General features: G+C 60.6%; 23 protein-coding genes and 1 tRNA gene. 12 read left to right on the forward strand and 12 right to left on the reverse strand.

The genetic code is table 11. The annotated features are described in order from the left end of the window. From AACY08_RS09230 to AACY08_RS09245, 4 genes are all read right to left on the reverse strand, one after another. Positions 1-76: transfer RNA gene (locus AACY08_RS09230), tRNA-Phe, on the reverse strand. A gap of 103 nt (positions 77-179) precedes the next feature. Beyond that, entirely contained in the window at positions 180-452 is a 273-nt protein-coding gene (locus AACY08_RS09235; protein WP_339415481.1) for an oxidative damage protection protein, read from the reverse strand. Continuing rightward, on the reverse strand, positions 449-1516 hold the full coding sequence (gene mutY / locus AACY08_RS09240) for an A/G-specific adenine glycosylase (RefSeq protein WP_339469160.1): 1068 nt from the start codon (positions 1514-1516) through the stop codon (positions 449-451). The genes AACY08_RS09235 and mutY overlap by 4 nt, the downstream gene beginning before the upstream one ends. Then, complete coding sequence (locus tag AACY08_RS09245; protein ID WP_339469161.1) at positions 1513-3723, reverse strand: AsmA family protein; 2211 nt, start codon at positions 3721-3723, stop codon at positions 1513-1515. The genes mutY and AACY08_RS09245 overlap by 4 nt, the downstream gene beginning before the upstream one ends. A 324-nt stretch (positions 3724-4047) precedes the next feature. On the opposite strand from AACY08_RS09245, the gene AACY08_RS09250 reads away from it, so the two are divergent. The 7 genes from AACY08_RS09250 (at position 4048) to AACY08_RS09280 (ending at position 9897) form a co-directional block, all read left to right on the forward strand. After that, positions 4048-5709, forward strand: a complete 1662-nt coding sequence (locus AACY08_RS09250) for an OFA family MFS transporter (protein ID WP_339469162.1) — start codon at positions 4048-4050, stop codon at positions 5707-5709. A 184-nt stretch (positions 5710-5893) separates the two neighbouring features. Beyond that, on the forward strand, positions 5894-6487 hold the full coding sequence (hisB, locus tag AACY08_RS09255) for an imidazoleglycerol-phosphate dehydratase HisB (RefSeq protein WP_003218037.1): 594 nt from the start codon (positions 5894-5896) through the stop codon (positions 6485-6487). Beyond that, positions 6487-7125, forward strand: a complete 639-nt coding sequence (hisH, locus tag AACY08_RS09260; RefSeq protein ID WP_339469164.1) for an imidazole glycerol phosphate synthase subunit HisH — start codon at positions 6487-6489, stop codon at positions 7123-7125. Before hisB ends, hisH begins: the two co-directional genes overlap by 1 nt. Beyond that, on the forward strand, positions 7125-7385 hold the full coding sequence (locus tag AACY08_RS09265; RefSeq protein WP_233893391.1) for a DUF2164 domain-containing protein: 261 nt from the start codon (positions 7125-7127) through the stop codon (positions 7383-7385). The genes hisH and AACY08_RS09265 overlap by 1 nt, the downstream gene beginning before the upstream one ends. Positions 7386-7475: 90 nt before the next feature. Next, the gene (gene hisA / locus AACY08_RS09270) at positions 7476-8225 is read left to right on the forward strand and encodes a 1-(5-phosphoribosyl)-5-[(5-phosphoribosylamino)methylideneamino]imidazole-4-carboxamide isomerase (protein ID WP_339469165.1); all 750 of its coding nucleotides are present in this window, start codon (positions 7476-7478) and stop codon (positions 8223-8225) included. Positions 8226-8304: 79 nt separating this feature from the next. Beyond that, entirely contained in the window at positions 8305-9075 is a 771-nt protein-coding gene (gene hisF / locus AACY08_RS09275) for an imidazole glycerol phosphate synthase subunit HisF (protein WP_065950077.1), read from the forward strand. A 66-nt stretch (positions 9076-9141) separates the two neighbouring features. Next, entirely contained in the window at positions 9142-9897 is a 756-nt protein-coding gene (locus AACY08_RS09280) for a substrate-binding periplasmic protein (RefSeq protein ID WP_339469166.1), read from the forward strand. Between the two features lie 176 nt (positions 9898-10073). On the opposite strand, the gene AACY08_RS09285 is transcribed toward AACY08_RS09280, so the two are convergent. Genes AACY08_RS09285 through AACY08_RS09295 form a run of 3 tightly spaced genes read right to left on the reverse strand, consistent with a single transcriptional unit; the run spans position 10074 to position 13492 of the window. Next, positions 10074-10847 carry a divergent polysaccharide deacetylase family protein gene (locus tag AACY08_RS09285; protein ID WP_339469167.1) on the reverse strand — a complete coding sequence of 258 codons (774 nt, stop codon included), beginning with the start codon at positions 10845-10847 and terminating at the stop codon, positions 10074-10076. A 1-nt stretch (position 10848) separates the two neighbouring features. Beyond that, entirely contained in the window at positions 10849-12165 is a 1317-nt protein-coding gene (locus AACY08_RS09290; RefSeq protein WP_339469168.1) for a S41 family peptidase, read from the reverse strand. Positions 12166-12196: 31 nt separating this feature from the next. Next, the gene (locus tag AACY08_RS09295) at positions 12197-13492 is read right to left on the reverse strand and encodes a murein hydrolase activator EnvC family protein (RefSeq protein ID WP_339469169.1); all 1296 of its coding nucleotides are present in this window, start codon (positions 13490-13492) and stop codon (positions 12197-12199) included. A 36-nt stretch (positions 13493-13528) separates the two neighbouring features. Here AACY08_RS09295 and AACY08_RS09300 point away from each other — a divergent pair, with 36 nt between their 5' ends. Next, positions 13529-13681, forward strand: a complete 153-nt coding sequence (locus tag AACY08_RS09300) for a hypothetical protein (protein ID WP_339438081.1) — start codon at positions 13529-13531, stop codon at positions 13679-13681. An 8-nt stretch (positions 13682-13689) separates the two neighbouring features. Here the strand turns inward: AACY08_RS09300 and gpmI are convergent, their stop codons facing one another. Further along, the gene (gene gpmI / locus AACY08_RS09305; protein WP_339469171.1) at positions 13690-15216 is read right to left on the reverse strand and encodes a 2,3-bisphosphoglycerate-independent phosphoglycerate mutase; all 1527 of its coding nucleotides are present in this window, start codon (positions 15214-15216) and stop codon (positions 13690-13692) included. Between the two features lie 151 nt (positions 15217-15367). Here gpmI and AACY08_RS09310 point away from each other — a divergent pair, with 151 nt between their 5' ends. From AACY08_RS09310 to secB, 3 genes are read left to right on the forward strand one after another with little or no spacing between them, the layout of a single operon-like run. Then, on the forward strand, positions 15368-15781 hold the full coding sequence (locus AACY08_RS09310) for a rhodanese-like domain-containing protein (protein WP_049710466.1): 414 nt from the start codon (positions 15368-15370) through the stop codon (positions 15779-15781). Between the two features lies 1 nt (position 15782). After that, entirely contained in the window at positions 15783-16037 is a 255-nt protein-coding gene (grxC, locus tag AACY08_RS09315; protein ID WP_010213876.1) for a glutaredoxin 3, read from the forward strand. A gap of 42 nt (positions 16038-16079) precedes the next feature. Beyond that, complete coding sequence (secB, locus tag AACY08_RS09320) at positions 16080-16559, forward strand: protein-export chaperone SecB (RefSeq protein ID WP_024072893.1); 480 nt, start codon at positions 16080-16082, stop codon at positions 16557-16559. Between the two features lie 124 nt (positions 16560-16683). On the opposite strand, the gene AACY08_RS09325 is transcribed toward secB, so the two are convergent. Next, positions 16684-17139 carry a tRNA (cytidine(34)-2'-O)-methyltransferase gene (locus AACY08_RS09325; protein WP_065875774.1) on the reverse strand — a complete coding sequence of 152 codons (456 nt, stop codon included), beginning with the start codon at positions 17137-17139 and terminating at the stop codon, positions 16684-16686. On the opposite strand from AACY08_RS09325, the gene AACY08_RS09330 reads away from it, so the two are divergent. Further along, positions 17138-17578: a hypothetical protein gene (locus AACY08_RS09330; protein WP_339469172.1), complete on the forward strand. Its 441-nt coding sequence runs from the start codon at positions 17138-17140 to the stop codon at positions 17576-17578. The two genes, AACY08_RS09325 and AACY08_RS09330, sit on opposite strands and share 2 nt — an antisense overlap. A 471-nt stretch (positions 17579-18049) precedes the next feature. Here AACY08_RS09330 and ntrC read toward each other — a convergent pair whose 3' ends face one another. The 3 genes from ntrC to AACY08_RS09345 all read right to left on the reverse strand — a co-directional run bounded on the left by ntrC (position 18050) and on the right by AACY08_RS09345 (position 21430). Beyond that, positions 18050-19486: a nitrogen regulation protein NR(I) gene (ntrC, locus tag AACY08_RS09335; protein WP_339415499.1), complete on the reverse strand. Its 1437-nt coding sequence runs from the start codon at positions 19484-19486 to the stop codon at positions 18050-18052. Next, positions 19483-20568 (reverse strand): nitrogen regulation protein NR(II), encoded by a 1086-nt coding sequence (glnL, locus tag AACY08_RS09340; RefSeq protein WP_339469173.1) that lies wholly within the window; start codon positions 20566-20568, stop codon positions 19483-19485. Before glnL ends, ntrC begins: the two co-directional genes overlap by 4 nt. 325 nt (positions 20569-20893) lie before the next feature. Next, positions 20894-21430 (reverse strand): chorismate mutase, encoded by a 537-nt coding sequence (locus tag AACY08_RS09345; RefSeq protein ID WP_339415501.1) that lies wholly within the window; start codon positions 21428-21430, stop codon positions 20894-20896. Positions 21431-21505 lie beyond the last annotated feature (75 nt).

A 21505-nucleotide genomic window follows, 5' to 3' on the forward strand; every position in this document is an offset into this window, starting at 1 on the left:
TGGTGCCCAGAGACGGAATCGAACCGCCGACACGGGGATTTTCAATCCCCTGCTCTACCGACTGAGCTATCTGGGCAACGGGGCGCATTAAACGGGTTTTTCAGGGGGTCGTCAAGCAAGTTTTCAAAAAATATTTAATTATTACCGTCGCTTACGTGCCGACCCCGGTTTTTGATCAATTATTGAGCAGGTGGCACGTAGCCGTCGGCCTTGGCGTAATCCTCGCCGGAAAAGAACTTGTCCATCTCGCCTGCCAGGTATTTACGGTCTTCGGCGTTCATCATGTTCAGGCGTTTTTCGTTGATCAGCAGAGTCTGGTGTTTCAGCCAGTCGCCCCAGGCTTTGGCGCAGACGTGCTCGAAAATGTCCTGGCCCTTGGCACCTGGGTACGGAGGGCGTTCGAGGCCTGGCAATTCTTCTTTGTACTTGCGGCACATGATGGTGCGGGTCATGACGAAACTCCTGCATTCAATACGTCGGCCGCGCGCTTCAGCAGTTTTTTCACCGGGGCGGCAAGGCCCAGGCGCGGCGGGGTGGCGAGGTTATACCAGAGCCAGTCGGCCTCGGCCACGTGGTTGGCGGATTCCTCGACCTGGACTAGCCAGGGTTCGATAGCCAACTGAAAGTGGCTGAAGGTGTGAATCAGGCTCGGCAGTTCCTGTTGCTTGCCCAGTGCCAGCGCGTGCTGGTTGGCCAAGTGTTCCAGGTCTTGCAGGTCATCCAGCTCCGGCAAGCTCCACAGGCCGCCCCACAGGCCCGTCGAGGGGCGACGGTAAAGCAGGATCGCGCCCTCGGCATTCGCCAGCAGTGGCATCAGCGTGCGTTTTTGCGGGATGGTCTTGCGCGGCTTGGGGATCGGGTAGCGCGTCTCCAGGCCGAGCATGTGGGCTTCGCAGGCTTTTTCCAGTGGGCACAATAGGCAGCTGGGTTTGCTGCGGGTGCAGAGGGTGGCGCCCATGTCCATCATCGCCTGGGTGTAGGCGTTGACGCGATCATGCGGCGTGAAGCGTTCTGCGGTGGCCCACAGCTGCTTTGCCACCTTGGGTTCGCCGGGATAGCCCTCCTGCGCCGTGAAGCGTGCCAGTACGCGCTTGACGTTGCCGTCGAGGATCGGCGCACGCAGGCCCATGCTCAGGCTGGCGATCGCACCGGCGGTGGACACGCCTATGCCGGGCAACTCGGTGAGCTTCTCGACATCCTTGGGAAACTCGCCGCCGTATTCGGCCACGACAATCTTCGCCGTCTTTTGCAGGTTGCGGGCCCGCGTGTAGTACCCCAGCCCGGTCCACAAGTGCAGCACTTCATCTTCCGGGGCTGCCGCCAGGGCCTCGACCGTTGGCAGCGACGCCATGAAGCGATCGAAGTAATTGAGCACGGTGCTCACCTGGGTCTGCTGCAGCATGATCTCCGAGACCCACACCCGATAAGGCGTGATGCCCTGTTGCCAGGGCAGGTCGTGGCGACCGTGACGGTCGTACCAGTTGAGCACCGCCTCTGAAAATTGCTCGTTTCTCATCGATTGAACAGGCCTTTCAGTGCGTCTTTGAGCTTCGGGTTGACCTTGTCGAGCTTCTCTTCAAGCTTTTCGTTGAGGCGGTTGCCCGCCGCCTTGATCGCGACTTGGCCAAGGCCATCCTTATCCAGGCGGCACGCCTTGGCGCCCAGTTCCAGCGGGCCACGGCAGCGCAGCGGCACTTCGATGCCCTGGAAGTTGGAGCCCACCTGGCAGGCTGGGTCCGGCGTTTCACGCTGGTCACCTTCGACAATGATGCCGATGCGGTAGTCCATGCCCAGGACGCGCAGGTCGACATCGCCATTACCGTTGACCGTCAGGCCCGGGATGCGCACTTTCAGGTCCGGGTTGCTGGCGACACCGTTACGGAAGGTCAGGTTACCCTTCAGTTCCTGGAACGGCGTGTCTTTGCCTTGCGGTGTGCTGCTCAAGGTTTTGCGGTTGAGCAAGGCGATGCCGGTGCACAGTTGCTGTTCAAGGTTGGCGTTGAGCAGCACGCCGTTGTTGATCACGAAACTGGCGGTGCCGTTGAGGCTGTCGATCAGCGCTTTCTGGCTATTGCCACGGCCAGTGAGGTTGCTGTCGAGGGTGATCTGGCCCTTCACCGGCGGAGTTTGCCCCTGGGCTTGCAGGATGCGTTCGACCGGTACCTGCTTGATCCGGCTTTGCAGCGCGAGCACCGGGATATCCTGGCGCACATCGAGGTTGCCGTTGGCCTGGAAGGTGCCGTTGTAGAGGCCGCCGCTCAGGGTGTCGAGCTTGAGTTGGCCATTGATGCCGGACGCTTTTAGCACGGCATTCTGGATCGGCAACTTGCTCAGGGTCAGTTGGCCAAACGCCAGGTCGGCGTCCACATCCAGCGTGCGCAGGCGGGTCAATGGCAACAGTTTGTCGGTGCTCCAGGCGCCTTTGGTCGGCGCGTCGGGCAGCGGTGTGGTGCCGCCGGCAGCCATGGCACCGGCTTCGCTGTTCTGCACTTCGGCCTGGCGGGCAGCGGCTGCGCCCTTGGCGGATTCGGACTTGGCCGGCAGATAGTTGTCGGCATTGAACGTGTCGCCCTTGAGCTGCACGCGCAGGGACTGCTTGGCAAAATCGTCCACGGCCACGCGACCGGTGAAGGTGCTGCCGTCGAGTTTCAGGTTGAGGTCTTCCAGGGCGATGCTGCTTGGCGTGCCCTTGAGGCGGCTGACCAGTTCGACTTTGCTCAGGCTGCCCTCGGCCATTGGCGGCAGCGGGTGGCCGACGCTATCGAGGAACTTGGCCAAGTCGAATTGGGCGATGGACAGGGCGCCGCTGAGCTGCGGGGTCTTGTCCAGGTCGTTGACCTTCAGCTCGCCCAAGGCGCGCAATTGGTTGGCCGAGAGCTTAATGTTGGTCCATTCGGCGATATTCGCCGCCTGGTCCACCAACAGTTGGCCCTGGGTCGAGAAGGTCACGGTCTTGCCTTGCAGTGGCTCGCCCGTGGCTTCGCCGGTGATCTTCATGTCTTCAAGCTGGTAGCGCTTGAGCGCACGCTGGATGCGCAGGTTGCCGTTGAGTTCGGTCTTGACGCGCATCACCGGCTGATTGCTGCCGAAGAAGGCGGTGAGTTTCACCGGGATGCTGGCGCCTTCATGCACGGCGCCAGCGCTCAATTGGATGCTTTCGGCGCTGAACTGCTTGCCGGTCTGCTCATCGTTATATTCGATGCGGGCGTTGTTGACCGTCAGGCTGTCGATGTCCAGGCGGATGGGTTTTGCCGGCTTGTCCGATTCGGGTTCGGCCGGTTGTTCAACCGAGCCAGGGCTGCCGACGCTCGCCTCTGTCACGTTCTTGCCGATGTCTTCCCAGTTGCCGTGCCCTTCCTTGTTGCGGTTGAGGCGCAGGTTCAGGCCTTCGACACGCACGTCACTCATCTGCACTTCGCGGCGCAGCAGCGGCAGCACGCGTACCGACAGGCCGAGCATCTGCAGGTCGGCGAAGGGCTGGGTCGGTGCGGTCAGGGTTGCCACGCTGGCTTCGTGCAGTTCCAGGCCAAGCCAGGGGAACAGGCTCCAGCCGATGTCGCCATTGAGCGTCAGCTCGATGTGGGCCTTGTCGCGGGCAATCTGGCGAATCTCGTCTTTATAGTCGTTGGGATCGAAGAGATGGGTCAGGGCAAAGCCTAGAGCCACAATGATCAGCAACAGCCCGAGAAGTACCAGACCCAGGATTTTGCCGAACGCTTTCATGGGCGAGTCCTTGTATGTCGATTTCAAAATTTAGCCGCAGAGTATAACGCCCGACGGCCTGCGGCAGTGCTCCGATCGTTACATTGTATCCAGGGGCGAGGGAACGGGTTTTTGGCGTCAAACAAACAGATTTCTTGAAAAAGGTGATATCAGTTTGGTTTTTCTGTCATCGACAGGTGCTAATCTCTGCACGTTCGTCCGCCTTCTGCGACTTAAGGTCGCGCCTAAAATGGAGCTTCACTCAACAAAACGGCCACGCTTTGCGTGCAAGGCCGAGGGAGAGAGCGCCTGACGGACACATACTAACAACTGGGGGAAACACCAATGAGCATTAGCACTGCGGCCGCTTCAACTGCCGCAAAGCCTGCGTTCCTGTCCAAGGAACGCATTATCGCCAAGCCCGGCTTCAACCGCTGGCTGGTTCCGCCGGCCGCCCTGGCTATCCACCTTTGCATCGGCATGGCCTACGGCTTCTCGGTGTTCTGGTTGCCATTGTCCAAGGCGCTGGGTATCACCAAGCCGGTTGCTTGTGCGCCGGACATGAGCTTCATCGCCCAAGTCTTCTCGTCCCAATGCGACTGGCCCATCTCCATGCTGGGCTGGATCTACACCTTGTTCTTCATCTTCCTGGGCTGCTCGGCAGCCATCTGGGGCGGCTGGCTGGAACATGCCGGGCCACGTAAGGCCGGTGTTGTGTCGGCGTTGTGCTGGTGTGGCGGCCTGCTGATCTCGGCGTTGGGTATCTATACCCACCAGATCTGGCTGATGTGGATCGGCTCCGGGGTCATCGGCGGTATCGGCCTGGGCCTGGGCTATATCTCGCCGGTATCGACCCTGATCAAGTGGTTCCCGGACAAGCGTGGCATGGCCACCGGTATGGCGATCATGGGCTTCGGCGGTGGTGCGATGGTTGGCGCCCCGTTGGCAGCCGCATTGATGGGTCACTTCGCAACGCCAGACAGCGTGGGTGTATGGCAGTGCTTCCTGGTGATGGCCGCGATCTATTTCGTGTTCATGATCGGCGGCGCCTTGTCCTACCGCGTTCCACCCACCGGCTGGAAACCTGAGGGCTGGACCGCACCGGCGAAAAAAGCCAGCAACGCGATGATCACCCACCGCCACGTGCACGTGAACGTGGCGTGGAAAACCCCGCAATTCCGCCTGGTTTGGCTGGTGCTGTGCCTGAACGTATCCGCCGGTATCGGCATCCTCGGCATGGCTTCGCCACTGCTGCAGGAAGTGTTCGGCGGCAAGCTGCTGGGTGTGGATGTACCGTTTGGTCAGTTGGATGCCGGTCAACTGGCGTCCATTGCCGCCATCGCAGCAGGTTTCACGGGGCTGTTGAGCCTGTTCAACATCGGTGGCCGATTCTTCTGGGCGTCGTTCTCCGACTACCTGGGGCGTAAAAACACCTACTTCGTGTTCTTCGCCCTGGGCTTTGCCCTGTACGCGTTGATCCCGAACCTGGGGCATTTGGGTAACGTGGCGCTGTTTGTGGCGGCGTTCTGCATCATCCTGTCGATGTACGGCGGTGGTTTTGCGACCGTTCCGGCCTACCTGGCTGACCTGTTCGGTACGCAAATGGTCGGCGCGATCCACGGTCGCCTGCTGACCGCCTGGGCCGCTGCGGGCGTATTGGGCCCGGTGTTGGTGAACTACCTGCGTGAGTATCAGCTGAGCATTGGCGTTGAACGCGCTGCGGCCTACGACATCACCTTGTACATCCTGGCCGGCCTGCTGGTGCTGGGTTTCATCTGCAACCTGCTGGTTCGTCCGGTGGCCGACAAGTATTTCATGACCGATGCCGAATTGGCCGCCGAACAGGCGCTGGGCCATGACAAAGGCGCGGATGCGACCACTTCCCTGGAGTGGAAAGCGGCGTCCGGCACTGTGCCTTTGGCCATTGCTGCCTGGCTGGTGGTGGGTATTCCGTTGGCGTGGGGTGTGTGGGTGACCCTGCAGAAGACGGCGGTACTGTTCCGCTAACACCAAGCGTGCAGTGAGCGGGGCAGCCCGCTCACTGCACGACTGGCGCTCACATGTATGCACATGTCTATCCCCGACATCTCTCGCTTCAACTCGTCAGTCTTATCCCCTCCGATGTTTCTGTTTAGCGCCCGCGCCCCTATAATGGCTGCCTTTTTCGCCCAATGATTTTGCGGAGCTGGTGATGGCCGAACGTAAGGCGTCTGTCGAGCGCGACACTCTGGAAACCCAGATCAAAGCCTCGATCAACCTGGATGGCACCGGAAAGGCCCGATTTGATATCGGTGTCCCTTTTCTTGAGCACATGCTGGACCAGATCGCCCGTCACGGGCTGATCGACCTGGATATCGTCAGCAAGGGCGACCTGCATATCGACGACCACCACACGGTGGAAGACGTTGGCATCACCCTTGGCCAGGCGTTTGCCAAAGCCATCGGCGACAAAAAAGGCATCCGTCGCTACGGCCACGCCTATGTCCCGCTGGACGAAGCGCTGTCGCGCGTAGTCATCGACTTCTCCGGCCGCCCAGGCCTGCAGATGCACGTGCCCTACACCCGCGCCACCGTGGGCGGCTTCGACGTCGACCTGTTCCAGGAATTTTTCCAGGGTTTCGTCAACCACGCACTTGTCAGCCTGCACATCGACAACCTGCGCGGCACCAACACCCACCACCAGATCGAAACCGTGTTCAAGGCTTTCGGCCGCGCGCTGCGCATGGCCGTCGAGCTGGATGACCGCATGGCCGGGCAAATGCCTTCGACCAAGGGCGTCCTGTAATGCAGACGGTCGCGGTTATCGATTACGGCATGGGTAACCTGCACTCGGTGGCCAAGGCCCTCGAGCACGTCGGTGCCGGCAAGGTGCTGATCACCAGCGATGCCAACGTGATTCGCGAAGCCGATCGCGTGGTGTTCCCAGGTGTTGGCGCGATTCGCGATTGCATGGCCGAGATCCGCCGCCTGGGCTTTGACAGCCTGGTGCGCGAAGTCAGCCAGGACCGTCCGTTCCTCGGCATCTGCGTGGGCATGCAAGCCTTGCTCGACAGCAGTGAAGAGAACGACGGCGTCGACTGCATCGGTTTGTTCCCAGGCCAGGTGAAGTTCTTCGGCAAAGGCCTGCATGAAGACGGCGAACACCTGAAAGTCCCGCACATGGGCTGGAACGAGGTCCGCCAGGCCGTTGATCACCCGCTGTGGCACGAAGTGCCGGACATGGCGCGCTTCTACTTCGTGCACAGCTACTACATCGCCGCCGGTCAACCGGGCCAGGTGGTGGGTGGCGGACACTACGGCGTCGACTTCGCCGCAGCGCTGGCCGAAGGTTCGCGCTTTGCCGTGCAGTTCCATCCGGAGAAGAGCCATACCCACGGCCTGCAATTGCTGCAGAACTTCGCCGCCTGGGATGGTCGCTGGTAATGGCCAGGAAGCCGAAGCAGCCGATCTTGAACCTCACCCCCGAGCAGGAGAGTGAGGCTACCCTCAAGATCAAGCGCTTCATGGAAGACCGCTTCGAGCTCAAGCTGGGCTCGTTCGAGGTCGCCGAGATTCTTGAGCTGTTCACCACCGAAGTGGCTCCGCACTATTACAACAGGGCGATTTTCGATACGCAGACGCTCCTTAAAGAAAGGTTCGAAAGCATCGAAAGCGACCTGTGGTCGCTTGAAAAGAGCAGCTGAAAGCTTCAAGCCATAAGCTGCAAGAATTGATACGCGTGCTTGCTTGCAGCTAATAGCTTGCAGCTTGCAGCTCTTTGACGAAGGAAAAGCATGCTAATTATCCCCGCTATCGATCTCAAGGACGGCGCCTGCGTCCGTCTGCGCCAAGGCCGCATGGAAGACTCCACCGTGTTCTCCGATGACCCGGTGAGCATGGCTGCCAAATGGGTGGAAGGGGGCTGCCGTCGTCTGCATCTGGTGGACCTGAACGGCGCCTTCGAAGGTCAACCGGTCAATGGCGAAGTGGTTACCGCCATCGCCAAGCTCTACCCGAACCTGCCGATTCAGATCGGCGGCGGTATCCGCTCTTTGGAAACCATCGAGCACTACGTCAAGGCTGGCGTGAGCTACGTGATCATTGGCACCAAGGCCGTGAAAGACCCAGCCTTCGTTGCCGAAGCCTGCCGTGCGTTCCCAGGCAAAGTGATCGTGGGCCTGGATGCCAAGGATGGTTTCGTCGCCACCGACGGCTGGGCTGAAATCAGCACCATCCAAGTGATCGACCTGGCCAAGCAGTTCGAAGCCGACGGCGTCTGCGCCATCGTTTATACCGACATCGCCAAAGACGGCATGATGCAGGGCTGCAACGTACCGTTCACCGCAGCGCTGGCGGCGGCCACCAAGATTCCGGTGATCGCTTCCGGCGGCATCCACAATCTGGGCGACATCAAGTCGCTGCTGGACGCCAAGGCCCCCGGCATCATCGGCGCCATCACCGGCCGCGCGATTTATGAGGGCACGCTGGATGTGGCCGAAGCACAAGCCTTTTGTGATGGCTACGCGGCCAGCTCCAAGCCATAAGCTGCAAGCTGCAAGTAAAAGCAGATCCGCTTCTACTTGCAGCTAGTAGCTTGAAGCTTCTTAATCGGAGATTAAGTCTATGGCTTTAGCCAGACGCATCATCCCTTGCCTGGACGTCGACAACGGTCGCGTGGTCAAGGGCGTCAAGTTCGAGAACATCCGTGACGCCGGCGACCCGGTTGAAATCGCGCGTCGCTACGATGAGCAAGGTGCCGACGAGATTACCTTTCTCGACATCACCGCCAGCGTCGACGGCCGCGACACCACGTTGCATACCGTCGAACGCATGGCCAGCCAGGTATTCATCCCGCTGACCGTGGGCGGTGGTGTGCGCACCGTGCAAGACATCCGTAATTTGCTCAATGCCGGTGCGGACAAGGTTTCGATCAACACGGCAGCAGTGTTCAACCCGGAGTTCGTCGGTGAAGCGGCGCAGCACTTCGGCTCGCAATGCATCGTCGTTGCCATCGACGCCAAAAAAGTCTCCGGCCCGGGCGAAACCCCGCGATGGGAGATCTTCACCCACGGCGGTCGCAAGCCGACCGGCCTGGACGCGGTGGAGTGGGCAATGAAGATGGAAGCCCTCGGCGCCGGTGAAATCCTGCTGACCAGCATGGACCAGGACGGCATGAAAAACGGCTTCGACCTGGGCGTGACCCGCGCCATCAGTGATGCGCTGGGCATTCCAGTGATTGCTTCCGGCGGCGTCGGCAACCTGCAGCATTTAGCCGATGGTGTGATCGAAGGCCACGCCAGCGCAGTGCTGGCGGCGAGTATTTTCCACTTTGGCGAATACACCGTTCCCGAGGCCAAGGCCTACATGGCGGCGCGTGGTATCGTCGTTCGCTAAACGCTGCTGGACACCATGGCAAGTGCGCGGCACTCTCTGCGCTTGCCATGGACTCCGGTAGCCTTCATGTTCAAGACCCTGCTGCTCGCCCTCGCCAGTACTTCCCTCCTGTTGGCAGGTTCGGCCAACGCCGAAGAACCGTCTGACGCCTCCCTGGTGTTGCTGACGGAAAATTTCCCGCCCTACAACATGGCGAAAAACGGCAAGAACTTCGCCAAGGACGAGAACATCGAAGGCATCGCCGTGGACATCGTGCGGGAAACCTTCAAGCGTGCCGGCATTTCCTACAACCTCACCCTGCGTTTTCCTTGGGAGCGCATCTACAAGCTCGCCTTGGAAAAACCTGGCTATGGCGTATTCGTGATGGCCCGTTTGCCGGATCGAGAGGCACTGTTCAAATGGGTCGGCCCTATCGGTCCGGATGATTGGGTGCTGCTGGCCAAGGCCGACAGCAAGATCCAGCTCAACGACCTCAAGCAGGCGCACCGCTATAAGATCGGCGCCTACAAGGGCGACGCCATCGCCGAGACCCTGGAAAAGCAGGGTCTCAACCCGATTGTGGTGCTTCGCGATCAAGACAACGCGCAAAAGCTGCTGGATGGCCAGATCGACCTGTGGGCCACTGGCGATCCCGCGGGCCGCTACCTGGCGCGCCAGGTGGGCGTGAGCGGGCTCAAGACCGTGCTGCGGTTCAACAGTGCGCAGCTCTATCTTGCTTTGAACAAGGACGTGCCGGACGAACTGGTGACCAGGCTTCAGGCCGCACTGGATCAGTTGCGTAAAGACGGCGCCGTCGACGAGATCATGTCTAAGTATCTGTAATTTATAGGAAGCCTGGAGCTGACTTGCCAGCGATACACCATCAAATGTAATCGTGGCTCGCTCGAGATGTGTAGATACCTGTGCAGCAATAGCGGTCTTTCAGTCACGCGTCAGGTTGCTGATGCACCAGCTATCGCTGGCAAGCCAGCTCCAACAGTGGATCGTCGCTGTCTTCTCTAGCGATAAACCCCGTCCTTCCCGTGTCCGGCCATCGCCCGGTTACTGCGCACGCTGATCATCAACTTGATGTCGATCCAATCGACGCCCTGGGCCTTGAGTTTGGGCAGCTCGCGCTCCAGTACGGCCAGGGTTTGCGGGTAAGGGTGACCGATCATCACGGCCGAACCCTGCTTGTGGGCCAGCTTGATTGCGGTCTGCAATTGTGTGGTGATCGCCGCTTCAGTGCGCTCGTCATCGAGGAATACATCCCGCGAGACATGGGCCAATCCAATCTTCTGCGCCTCGGCTGCTGCGACGGTCTGCGCGCTGGTGCGGCTGTCGACGAAGAACTTGTTGCGCCGTTGCAGCTCGGCCATCAACCAGGTCATGGCGAGCGGTTGCGCGGTCATGCGGCTGCCCATGTGGTTGTTGATACCTGCGGTGTAGGGCACCGCCTTGAACGCAGCATCCAGGCGCTTGGCGAGTTCTTCGATGGGCAGCTCTGGGTGCCAGGCGAAGGGGCCGGTCGCCGGGTCCATGGGCATATGCAGGATCACGATCTTGCCGGCTTTGTGGGCTTCGCGGGCAAATTCGGCGGCGTGGGGTGTGTCGGGCATGATCGCCGTGGTGACCGGCCCAGGCAGGGCCAGCACGCGACGATCCCGGGGCAGGTTCTGCCCGAGGTCGTCGATGATGAGGGTCAGGTAGGCTTTGTGCGGCTCGCCGGTAGGCGTCGCATGGGCGACGCCTGCCAGGCTGCACAGCACAGCGATGATCAGGGCAAAACGCATATCAACGGCTGCGCGTGATGCTCAGGCCTTTGAGCAGGCTCAGCGCCTGGGCCAACTGGTAGTCTTCGTCCTGTGGCATCGGCTTGGCTTTGGCGCGGCTGCCGGTGGGTTGGTCAGCGCCGCCGTTGCCATTGCCCAAGTGACCTTGCAGGTCCGCTTCTTTGTAGTACTCGCTGTCGATCTCGTTGGTGATCTTGGCCTTGCGCACCTCAATGTCCGGCACGATGCCCTGAGCCTGGATCGAGCGACCGTTCGGCGTGTAGTACAGCGCTGTGGTGATCTTCAGCGCACGCTCGTTGTTCAGCGGCAGCACGGTTTGTACCGAGCCTTTGCCGAAGCTGGTGGTGCCCATCAGTACGCCGCGTTTATGGTCTTGCAGGGCGCCGGCGACGATTTCCGACGCCGAGGCGCTGCCGCCGTTGATCAGCACGGCCAGGGGCACGTTTTCGCTGAGGTCGTTGCCGGTGGCCGAGAAGCGCAGTTCGGAGTTGGCAATACGGCCCTTGGTGTAGACGATCAGGCCCTTGGTGATGAAGTGATCAACCACTTCCACCGCCGATTGCAGCACGCCGCCTGGGTTGTTGCGCAGGTCGAGCACGATGCCGCTGAGTTTCTTGCCGTTGTCCTTGCGCAGCTTGGCCAGGGCCTTGGCCACTTCGTCACCGGTCTTAACCTGGAACTGGGTGATACGGATGTAGCCGTAGCCCGACTCCAGCAGCTGGCTCTTCACGCTCTTGACCACAATGGTCGCGCGGGTCAGCGTTACATCGAACGGGTTGCCGCCGTCGCGCACCAGGGTCAGGGTGATTTTCTGGCCGATCTTGCCGCGCATCTTGTCGACGGCTTCGGTCATGGTCTGGCCACGGGTCGGCTGGCCGTTGATCTTGACGATAAAGTCGCCGGCCTGGATACCCGCCTTGGATGCCGGCGTGTCATCGATCGGCGAGACCACCTTGATGTTGCCGTCTTCGGCGCCGACTTCAATGCCCAGGCCGCCGAATTCGCCGCTGGTGCTTTCCTGCAGCTCAGCGAAATCTTCCGGGCCCAGGTAGGCGGAGTGCGGGTCGAGGTTGCTGAGCATGCCCTTGATGGCATTCTCCAGCAGGGTCTTGTCGTCTACGGGTTCGACATAGGCTGCCTTGATCCGGTCCATGACCTCGGCAAAGGTGCGCAGTTCGTCCAGCGGCAACGGCGCCTTGGTGGTGGCGGCCGTGGCGGCAGGCGCAGCCGGGGCGGCCTGGTCGGCGAAAGCCAGGGGCGCGCCGATCACTAGGACGATCGTCAGGGCCAGCGAAGTGAGGCGGGACAAATGCAGCATGTCGAACGAACTCCTAATGTAGATGCGACCCTTATCCTTGGGTTCTGCACCATTGTGCAGGATCGCTCGGGCGACCCTGCTGACGAATAGCGAAGTACAGCGCCGGGGTTTCCTGGCCGCCACTGTTACCCACAGTGGAGATGGATTCACCGGCTTTTACAACATCACCTGCCGACTTGAGTAAAGTCTGATTGTGGCCGTAAAGGCTCAAATAGCCATTACCGTGGTCGAGAATCACCAATAAACCGGCGCCGCGCAGCCAATCGGCAAATACCACGCGCCCACCGTGAACAGCGTGGACCTGGCTGCCGGCAGAGGCGCTGATCATCACTCCGTCCCACTTGGCGCGGGTGTCATCGCCACGGGTTTCACCGAAGCGTGCCAGTAATCGACCATCAACCGGCCATGGAAGTTTGCCGCGAGCTGAAGCAAAAGGGCCGCCGAACGACTCGCCGGCGCTGGAAACCAGCGGGCCAGAGGCTGCATGCGCCGGTTTACGGGGCGCCGGGGCGTCCGAGGTGGCAGCCAGTTCGGCCTCACGCTGGCGCTTTTTTTCGGCTTCCTGCTGGGCGATCAGCGCTTTCTGCCGCGCTTCTTCTGCCTCACGTGCCTGGCGAGCCAGGGTTTCCTCGATAGTCTTGAGGACCTTGGCCAAGTCGGCCTGGTCCTGCTCGCGGGCCTGCAGCTTGGCGTCGCGGGCCTTTACGTCGTCATTGAGCTTGGCCAGGGCCAGCTGGCGCTCCTTGCGGACCTTGTCCAGCTCGTTGCGCTGGGTGTCGAGCGCGCTTTTCTGGTCCTGCAGCTGCGATTGCTGGTTGGCGATTTCCTGTTCGACATTGACCAACTGACGCAGGGTCTCGTTGAAGCTTTTCAATTGCTCCATGCGGGCCTTGCTCAGGTAATCGTAGTAGGTGAGGGTGCGCGCGAACTTCTCAGGGTTTTGCTGGTTGAGCAGCAGCTTGAGGTATTCCTGGCGGCCGTTCTGGTAGGCGGCGCGGGCCTGGATCGCGATCAGGCGTTGCTGTTCAACGCGTGCGCTCTGGAGTTTTTTTTTCTCAGCGTCGAGTCGCTCCAGTTCCGACTCGCTCTTCTTTAATTCTTTTTGTAGCTCCTGGACCTGCTTCTCCAGCTTGCCCATCTCGGTTTCCGTGCCGCGCAGGTCTTTCTGCACCCCGGATTTTTCTTCCTGGAGCTTGCCGAGCAGTTTCTTCAGCTCGGTAATGTCCTGACGCGTAGCGTCCAACTGTTGTTGGGTTTGTGCGCGCTCATCGGCAAACGCCGGTTGGAGCAGGCAGATAAGAGCAAAGGTAATCAAGGCGCGAAGCATAGAGGCGGGCGACACCAGGGAAATGGACGGCCTAGTATGCCCGCCAAGCGCGGCAAAAAAAACGCCCAATTCGGGCTGGAAGGCAAGATAGGTGCCGAGTGGCACTGGTATGGCGAAAAGATATCTTCCAAACAGCACAAAACCAGTGTGGGAGCGGGCAAGCCCGCTCCCACACTGGTTTTGTGGTGAGGCTGGAATTAAACCAGAATCGAAGTCCCCGTCATCTCCACCGGTTTCTCCAGCCCCATCAACATCAACATAGTCGGTGCTACATCCGCCAGTACGCCGCCTCCACGCACTTTAAAATCGCGCTTGCCGACATAGATGAACGGTACCGGTTCAGTCGTGTGGGCGGTGTGGGCCTGGCCGGTGGATTCGTCGGACATTTGCTCGCAGTTGCCGTGGTCGGCAGTGATCAGCGCTTCGCCGCCGACTTTTTCCAGGGCATCGACGATGCGGCCGACGCACAGGTCCAGGCATTCCACGGCTTTGGTGGCGGCTTCCAGGTTGCCGCTGTGGCCGACCATGTCGCCGTTGGCGTAGTTGACCACGATCACGTCGTAACGCTGGTGTTCGATGGCGTCGACGATCTTGTCGGTGACTTGCGGCGCGCTCATTTCCGGCTGCAGGTCGTAAGTGGCGACTTTTGGCGACGGGATCAGGATGCGCTCTTCGCCCGGGAACGGCTCTTCACGGCCACCGGAGAAGAAAAAGGTCACGTGGGCGTATTTTTCGGTTTCGGCGATGCGCAGTTGGGTCTTGCCGTTTTTTGCCAGGTAGTCGCCCAGCACGTTATCCAACGTGCCTGCTGCAAAAGCGGCGGGAGCCGGGATGCTGGCGGCGTATTGGGTCAGGCCCACGTACTGCACGTTTGGATGACGCGCGCGCTCGAACTCCTTGAAACCGTCTTCGACAAACACGCGGCTCAGTTCGCGGGCGCGGTCGGCGCGGAAGTTCATGAACACCACGGCGTCGCCGTCTTCGACTGTCACCGGCTCACCGATGGTGGTGGCTTTGACGAATTCATCGCTCTCGCCGCGGGCGTAGGCGGCTTCGAGGCCTTCCTGTGCGGTGGCGGCGTGGAATTCGGCCTGGCCGTCGACGATCAGGTTGTAGGCCTGGGCTACGCGGTCCCAGCGGTTGTCGCGGTCCATGGCGAAGTAACGGCCGACCAGGCTGGCGATACGGCCTTTGCCCAGGGCCGCGAAAGTGGTGTCGAGCAGTTCGATGGACGATTGCGCGCTTTTCGGCGGGGTATCACGGCCGTCGAGGAAGGCGTGCAGGTAAATCTTGTCGGCGCCGCGTTTGAACGCCAGTTCGGCCATGGCGACCAAGTGGTCCTGGTGGCTGTGGACGCCACCCTCCGACAACAAGCCCATGAAATGCACGGCTTTACCGGCAGCCACTGCTTTATCGACCGCCGCGCAGATGGTCGGGTTCTCGAAGAACTCGCCATCGCGGATCGCTTTGGTCACACGTGTGAAGTCTTGATAGACCACTCGTCCGGCGCCGAGATTCATATGGCCGACTTCCGAGTTGCCCATCTGGCCGTCCGGCAGGCCCACGTCCATGCCCGAGCCGGAGATCAGGCCGTTCGGCACGGTGGCGGTCAAACGATCGAGTACCGGCTTCTTGGCCGCGTACACCGCGTTGTCGTGGTGGCTTTCACTGTGTCCGAAGCCATCGAGAATTATCAGGACCAAAGGTTTGGGCGTAGTAGTCATAGATCCTCTCGCGGCGTTAATAAAGGAAGACAATTGAAAAGGGAGTGGCAGTTTAAAGCGAAGTTCCGAACACGTCACCGCTTTACGGGGGTTGGCCCCCCCTGACGGCTGTGTATACTTACCGCCATTTTAACGCTCTGGAACCTCCTTGATGGTTGATCACCTGATTGCATTTGCCACTGCCCATTACCTGCTTGTGGGTGCCTTCGTCATCCTGCTGGCGCTGCTGATCGCTCACGAATTGAGCCGCGGTGGCCGCAGCCTGAGCACGGCGGAGCTGACCGCGCTGGTCAACAAGGATGAGGCCGTTGTCGTGGATATCCGCCCGGCCAAGGATTTCGCCGCCGGCCATATCGTCGGCGCCCTGAACATTCCTCAGGACAAGCTGATCGCGCGCCTGGCCGAGCTGGAAAAACACAAGGCCAAGACCATCATCCTGGTCGACGCCCAAGGCCAGCACTCCGGTACCCACGCCCGCGAGATGCTCAAGTCCGGTTTCACCGCCGCCAAACTGTCCGGTGGTATTGGCAGCTGGAAGGCCGATAACCTGCCGCTGGTGAAGTGATATGAGCCAGGTTGTCGTGTATTCCAGCGATTGGTGCCCTTACTGCATGAGGGCCAAGGCCTTGCTGGAGAAAAAGGGCGTTGCCTTCGAAGAGATCAAGGTCGACGGCAAACCCCAGGTGCGTGCCGAAATGGCCCAGAAGGCGGGGCGCACGTCCGTGCCGCAGATCTGGATCGGCGCCAAGCACATCGGTGGCTGCGATGACCTGTTCGCCCTGGAGCGCGCCGGTAAACTCGATGCGCTGCTGCTCGTCTGACTTCTAAACCCTTAAAGACCCCAAGATAGAGAAGGATCTGCGATGACTGATCAACAGAACACCGAAGCAGCAGAAGCCCAAGGCCCACAGTTCTCGCTGCAGCGGATCTACGTGCGTGACCTGTCGTTCGAAGCGCCGAAAAGCCCGGCGATCTTCCGCCAGGAATGGACCCCAAGCGTTGCGCTGGACCTGAACACCCGTCAAAAAGCACTGGAAGGCGACTTCCATGAAGTCGTGCTGACTCTGTCGGTTACCGTCAAGAACGGCGAAGAAGTAGCCTTCATCGCTGAAGTGCAACAGGCCGGTATCTTCCTGATCCAGGGCCTGGACGAAGCGTCCATGAGCCACACCCTGGGTGCGTTCTGCCCTAACATCCTGTTCCCGTATGCCCGTGAGACCCTGGACAGCCTGGTCACCCGGGGCTCGTTCCCGGCGCTGATGCTGGCACCGGTGAACTTCGATGCCCTGTACGCGCAAGAGCTGCAGCGCATGCAACAGGAAGGTGCGTCGACGGTTCAGTAATTTCGAACCCGACACAGAACTAAATGTGGGAGCGGGCTTGCCTGCGATAGCATCACCGCGGTGTGACTGACACACCGAGGTGCCTGCATCGCGGGCAAGCCCGCTCCCACATTTGTTATGTGTGCTACTTGAAGCCCAGCTGGCGCCAGCCTTCGTAGACGGCAACGGCTACGGTGTTTGATAAATTCAAACTGCGGCACCCCTCGCGCATCGGCAAACGCAGGCGATGGCCGTCCGGCAGTGCGTCCAGCACCTCCGGTGGCAGACCCCGGCTTTCCGGGCCGAACAGGAACGCGTCGCCTTCGGCAAAGCTGGCATCGTGGAACGGTCGCGAACCCTTGGTGGTGAACGCGAACAGCCGCGGGTGCCCCAGGCTTTCCAGGCAACTCGCCAGGTCGGCATGGCGCTTGAGGGTGGCGTACTCGTGATAGTCCAGCCCGGCGCGGCGCAGGCGCTTGTCGTCCATGTCGAAGCCCAGGGGCTCGATCAAATGCAGGTGGCAGCCACTGTTGGCGCACAGCCTGATAACGTTGCCGGTATTCGGCGGAATTTCTGGTTGAAAAAGGATGACGTGAAACATGCACGGCTCCGAAGGCAAAGATGCGCTGCATTCTACCCCCGAAGAGGACCCAAGGCCGAAGCTTATGCCGCGGGTCATGGGCTCTTTGGCGATTGTCGGCTTGATGACCGGCTTGATGATTGGCCGACTGACCACCCCGGACCCGGTCGAACTGCAACAGGTTGAGGCCGCAAAAGACGGCGTGGTGGTGTGGTTCAACCGCGAACCCAAGCTGCACGGCGAGCATATCGACGGTACGGTGGCGCTGCTGTTCGACGCGCAAGGCAAGGCTGCCAGTGGGCAACTCAAGATCAATGAAAAGGGCGTGAATTGGCGCGTGCGCAAGACCGACGGCGGCCTGCTGCTGAACCTGGTGGCGGCTCGGCCTTTGCGTGGGGAGTGGAAAGGGGAGAAGGCCGATGGCCGCTGGCGGCTGGAGATCCATCTCCAAGAGCAATAAAAGAGGGAATCCCCGGCCTGCCTGTACCAAGGTCCCCAAAACGGGCTGGAGCTATGGGCGCTGCGCCACATAAGCCCCGGGTGTAAAGAAGGGAGTTCCCGGCCTGCCTGTACCAGGGCTCCCAAAACGGGGTGAAGCCTTGAGGGCTTCGGTGTTAAAGAGGGGATTCTCGGCCTGCCTGTACCAAGGTCCCCGAAACTGGGTCGTACAAGGGTTATTGCAGGGCGCGTGCCAGAGTGGCCAAGGTGTGCCAAAAAAATCTTCAGAAAGCGCAAAGCCCCGGAATACGGGGCTTTGCGCTTTTTGGTTTTCAGATTTTTCTCAGCGAGGCCGCAGGTTCAGGTTTTGGATTCGTGCCCGATGCCGGTTCAGGGTGCATTGAAGCGGTGCACGTTCCCGACACCCTGCGCAGATCCAAATATGGGAGCGGGCTTGCTCCCACACTGGATCTTCAGTGGATTTTAGAGGGTGTCAGCCCTCATCACCCTCATCGTCATCCCCACCATCCACCTTCATCCCCAACTCCTTGATCTTGCGAGTCAGCGTATTACGGCCCCAGCCCAGCAAAACGGCGGCATCACGCCGGCGGCCGGCGGTGTGCTTGAGGGCCGTCTCGATCATGATCCGCTCAAACGCCGGTACGGCGCTGTCCAGCAGGCTGGACTGGCCGCGAGCCAGAGCCTGATCCGCCCATTGGCGCAGCGCCTGTTCCCAGTTGGTCACCGGCGCAGAGTCCTGCGGCAGGCTGAGCAGCTCCGGTGGCAGGTCGCTGACATGCACTTCGCGCCCGGACGCCATCACTGTGATCCAGCGGCAAGTGTTCTCCAACTGGCGCACGTTGCCCGGCCACGGCAGGTTCTTCAGGTATTCCTCGGTCTCGCTTTTAAGCAGCTTCGGCTCAACCGCCAGCTCTTGCGCGGCGCGGGCAAGGAAGTGGCGGGCGAGCGTCGGGATGTCTTCGCGACGGTCCGACATCCGCGGAATGTGGATGCGGATCACATTGAGGCGGTGGAACAAGTCCTCACGGAATTTGCCCGCATGCACCAGGGTTTCCAGGTTCTGGTGGGTCGCCGCGATGATACGCACGTCGACCTTGACCGGCGTGTGCCCGCCAACCCGGTAGAACTCGCCGTCCGCCAGCACGCGCAGCAGGCGGGTCTGGGTGTCGGCCGGCATATCACCGATTTCATCGAGGAACAGCGTGCCGCCGTCCGCCTGTTCAAAACGTCCGCGACGCAGGTTGGCGGCGCCGGTAAACGCGCCTTTTTCATGGCCGAACAACTCGGACTCCATCAAGTCCTTCGGGATAGCCGCCATGTTCAACGCAATAAATGGCGAAGCCGCTCGTGGGCTGTGACGGTGCAGGGCGTGGGCCACCAGCTCTTTACCGGTCCCCGATTCGCCATTGATCAGCACGGTGATGTTGGAGTGGCTCAAACGCCCGATGGCGCGAAACACTTCCTGCATCGCCGGCGCTTCGCCGATGATTTCTGGGGTGCGGGTCAAGGCCGGTGGGGCTTCCTGGTTCTGCTGTTCCTGGGCGTGCTGGTTGGCGCGTTTGACCAGCGCCACTGCCTCGTCCACGTCGAACGGCTTGGGCAGGTATTCAAAGGCACCGCCTTGATAGGACGCCACAGCGCTGTCCAGATCCGAGTGCGCGGTCATGATGATCACCGGCAAACGCGGGTGCTGCTCGCGAATCCGCGCCAACAGGTCCAGGCCACTGGCGCCGGGCATGCGGATGTCAGAAATGATCACGTCGGGCTGCTGGCGAGCCAGGCGGCTCATCACTCCGTCGGCGCTGTCGAAGCTCTGGGTGGTCATGCCTTCCTGTTGCAAGGCTTTCTCGAGGACCCAGCGGATAGAACGGTCGTCATCGACGATCCAGACAGTTTCACTACGGCTCATGTCGATGGGGCTCCTTGTTCCAGAGGCAGAAAGATCGAGAACGTGGTGTGGCCAGGATGGCTCTCACATTCGATCAGACCCTGGTGCTGGCTGATGATGTTCTGGGTAATGGCCAGGCCCAACCCGGTACCGTCCGGGCGGCCGCTGACCATGGGGAAGAAAATGGTTTCCTGCAGTTCCGCAGGAATGCCCGGCCCGTTGTCCATGATCTCGACCTTGGTCACCAGGCGATGGCGCACATGGCCGATGGTGAACTGGCGCAGGGCGCGGGTGCGCAGGCTGATGCGGCCCAGGCGCAGCTCGTTATGGCTGCTGATGGCCTGCATGGCGTTGCGCACGATATTGAGCACCGCCTGGATCATCTGCTCGCGGTCGATCAATACGTCGGGAATGCTCGGGTCGTAATCGCGCACCAAGGTGATGCAGCCCTGGCTTTCGGCCTCGACCAGATGACAGACGCGCTCAAGTACTTCGTGCACGTTGGTCATCGCAAGGGACGGCAGCTTGTTGGAGCCGAGCATGCGGTCCACCAGGTTACGCAGGCGGTCGGCTTCTTCGATGATGACGTTGGTGTAGTCCTTGAGGTGTTCCTCCGGCAGCTCGCGGGCCAGCAGTTGCGCTGCACCGCGAATGCCGCCGAGGGGGTTCTTGATCTCATGGGCCAGGCCGCGCACCAGCATCTTGCTGGTTTCCTGTTTGGACAGCTGCGCTTCTTCCTTGGTAATGCGCAGCAGGCGATCGCGAGGATGCACTTCAAGCAACAGCAGGGTGGCGCCGTTGCTCAGGATCGGGGTCACCGCGTAGTCGACAGTCAGCGTCTGGCCGGTGAGGGCGGTGAGCATCGCTTCACGCTTGGTGAATGGATGTGCCTGCTCCACCGCCTGGCGCAGCGAGCTCAAGGCTTCGGCCGACTCGGTGAACAGCTCGCTGATGAACTGCCCATGGCTGCGCTGGCCGCTGATGGCCAGGAGCATTTCCGCCGCCGGGTTCATGTACTCAAGACGCAAGTCGCCATTGAGCAGGATGGTCGCGGTGGTCAGGTTGTCGAGTAACAAACGGTGCAGTGCATCACTGATGGTCATCAGGACCTCTTTTGGAGCAAGGCGCGGGCTTGAGGCACACGCTGATACAAGGAAAATGCAAAAACCAAACCAAGGCTCCGAAAAGAAGCGTGCAAGCCCTGAAATGGCGGGTTAAGGCGCGAAACTGTGGCGTTCTGCCAGCTTGCTCGGGTAGTTTCGAACCAAAATGGGCTGAACAGGTGGGAAGGGTGCAGCGTATCGCACCAATATAGTGCGGACTTGTGAAGGTTGTTCAGGAGGCGCCCGATATAGTTCTTGAATGCACCCAATCAAAAATGTGGGGGCGAGCAAGCCCGCCCCACATTTTTGATTGGGTTTGCAGGCTTTAGCCTTTGAAGATGCACAGCTCGGCGGTGGCACGGATCATTGCCAGTTGGCGCAGAGGGTCGTTCAGCGGCTCGTGTACCGCCTGGGCCAGCCATTGCGGGCACTGCGGGTCAGTGCGCTGGGGAGTGAAATCGGCTAGTTGCTGCAGCAGGTGTTTTTGCAGTTCATCCAGCTGTGGGCGAATCTGCTTGACCAAATCCGGGCGCGGATCGTCAGGCGCCTTGCCCTGGAACTGCCAATCGGACAGGTGGGTGTACTGCACCAGTTTGTTCGCTTCGATCTGCGCCGAGAAAAACTGCTCGGCGGCGCCAGGGTCCAGCTTGTAGCTCGGTGCCTGGGCGACCACGCTGGCGATTACCTCTTGCTCGCGCTTTTTGTCTTCTACGGGCTTTTTGCTGTCCCATTTGCTTAACGCCACTTGGTCGGCAATCTCCAGTCGCTCGGCGATGCTGTTGAGCAGCGGATCAAGGGTAGGCGGCGCGGCGCTCGCACCGGCACTGACGAATAGCAGAGCGAACAAAAGTCGGTATTTCAAAGGTGATCTCCTGCGGGAGCGGGCGTGCCCGCGATGGCGATGGGTCAGTCATACATCAGGTGGCGGGCAGTACGC

This window comes from Pseudomonas sp. EL_65y_Pfl1_R83 (assembly GCF_963970695.1).
In the GTDB taxonomy this organism is placed as follows: domain Bacteria; phylum Pseudomonadota; class Gammaproteobacteria; order Pseudomonadales; family Pseudomonadaceae; genus Aquipseudomonas; species Aquipseudomonas tritici.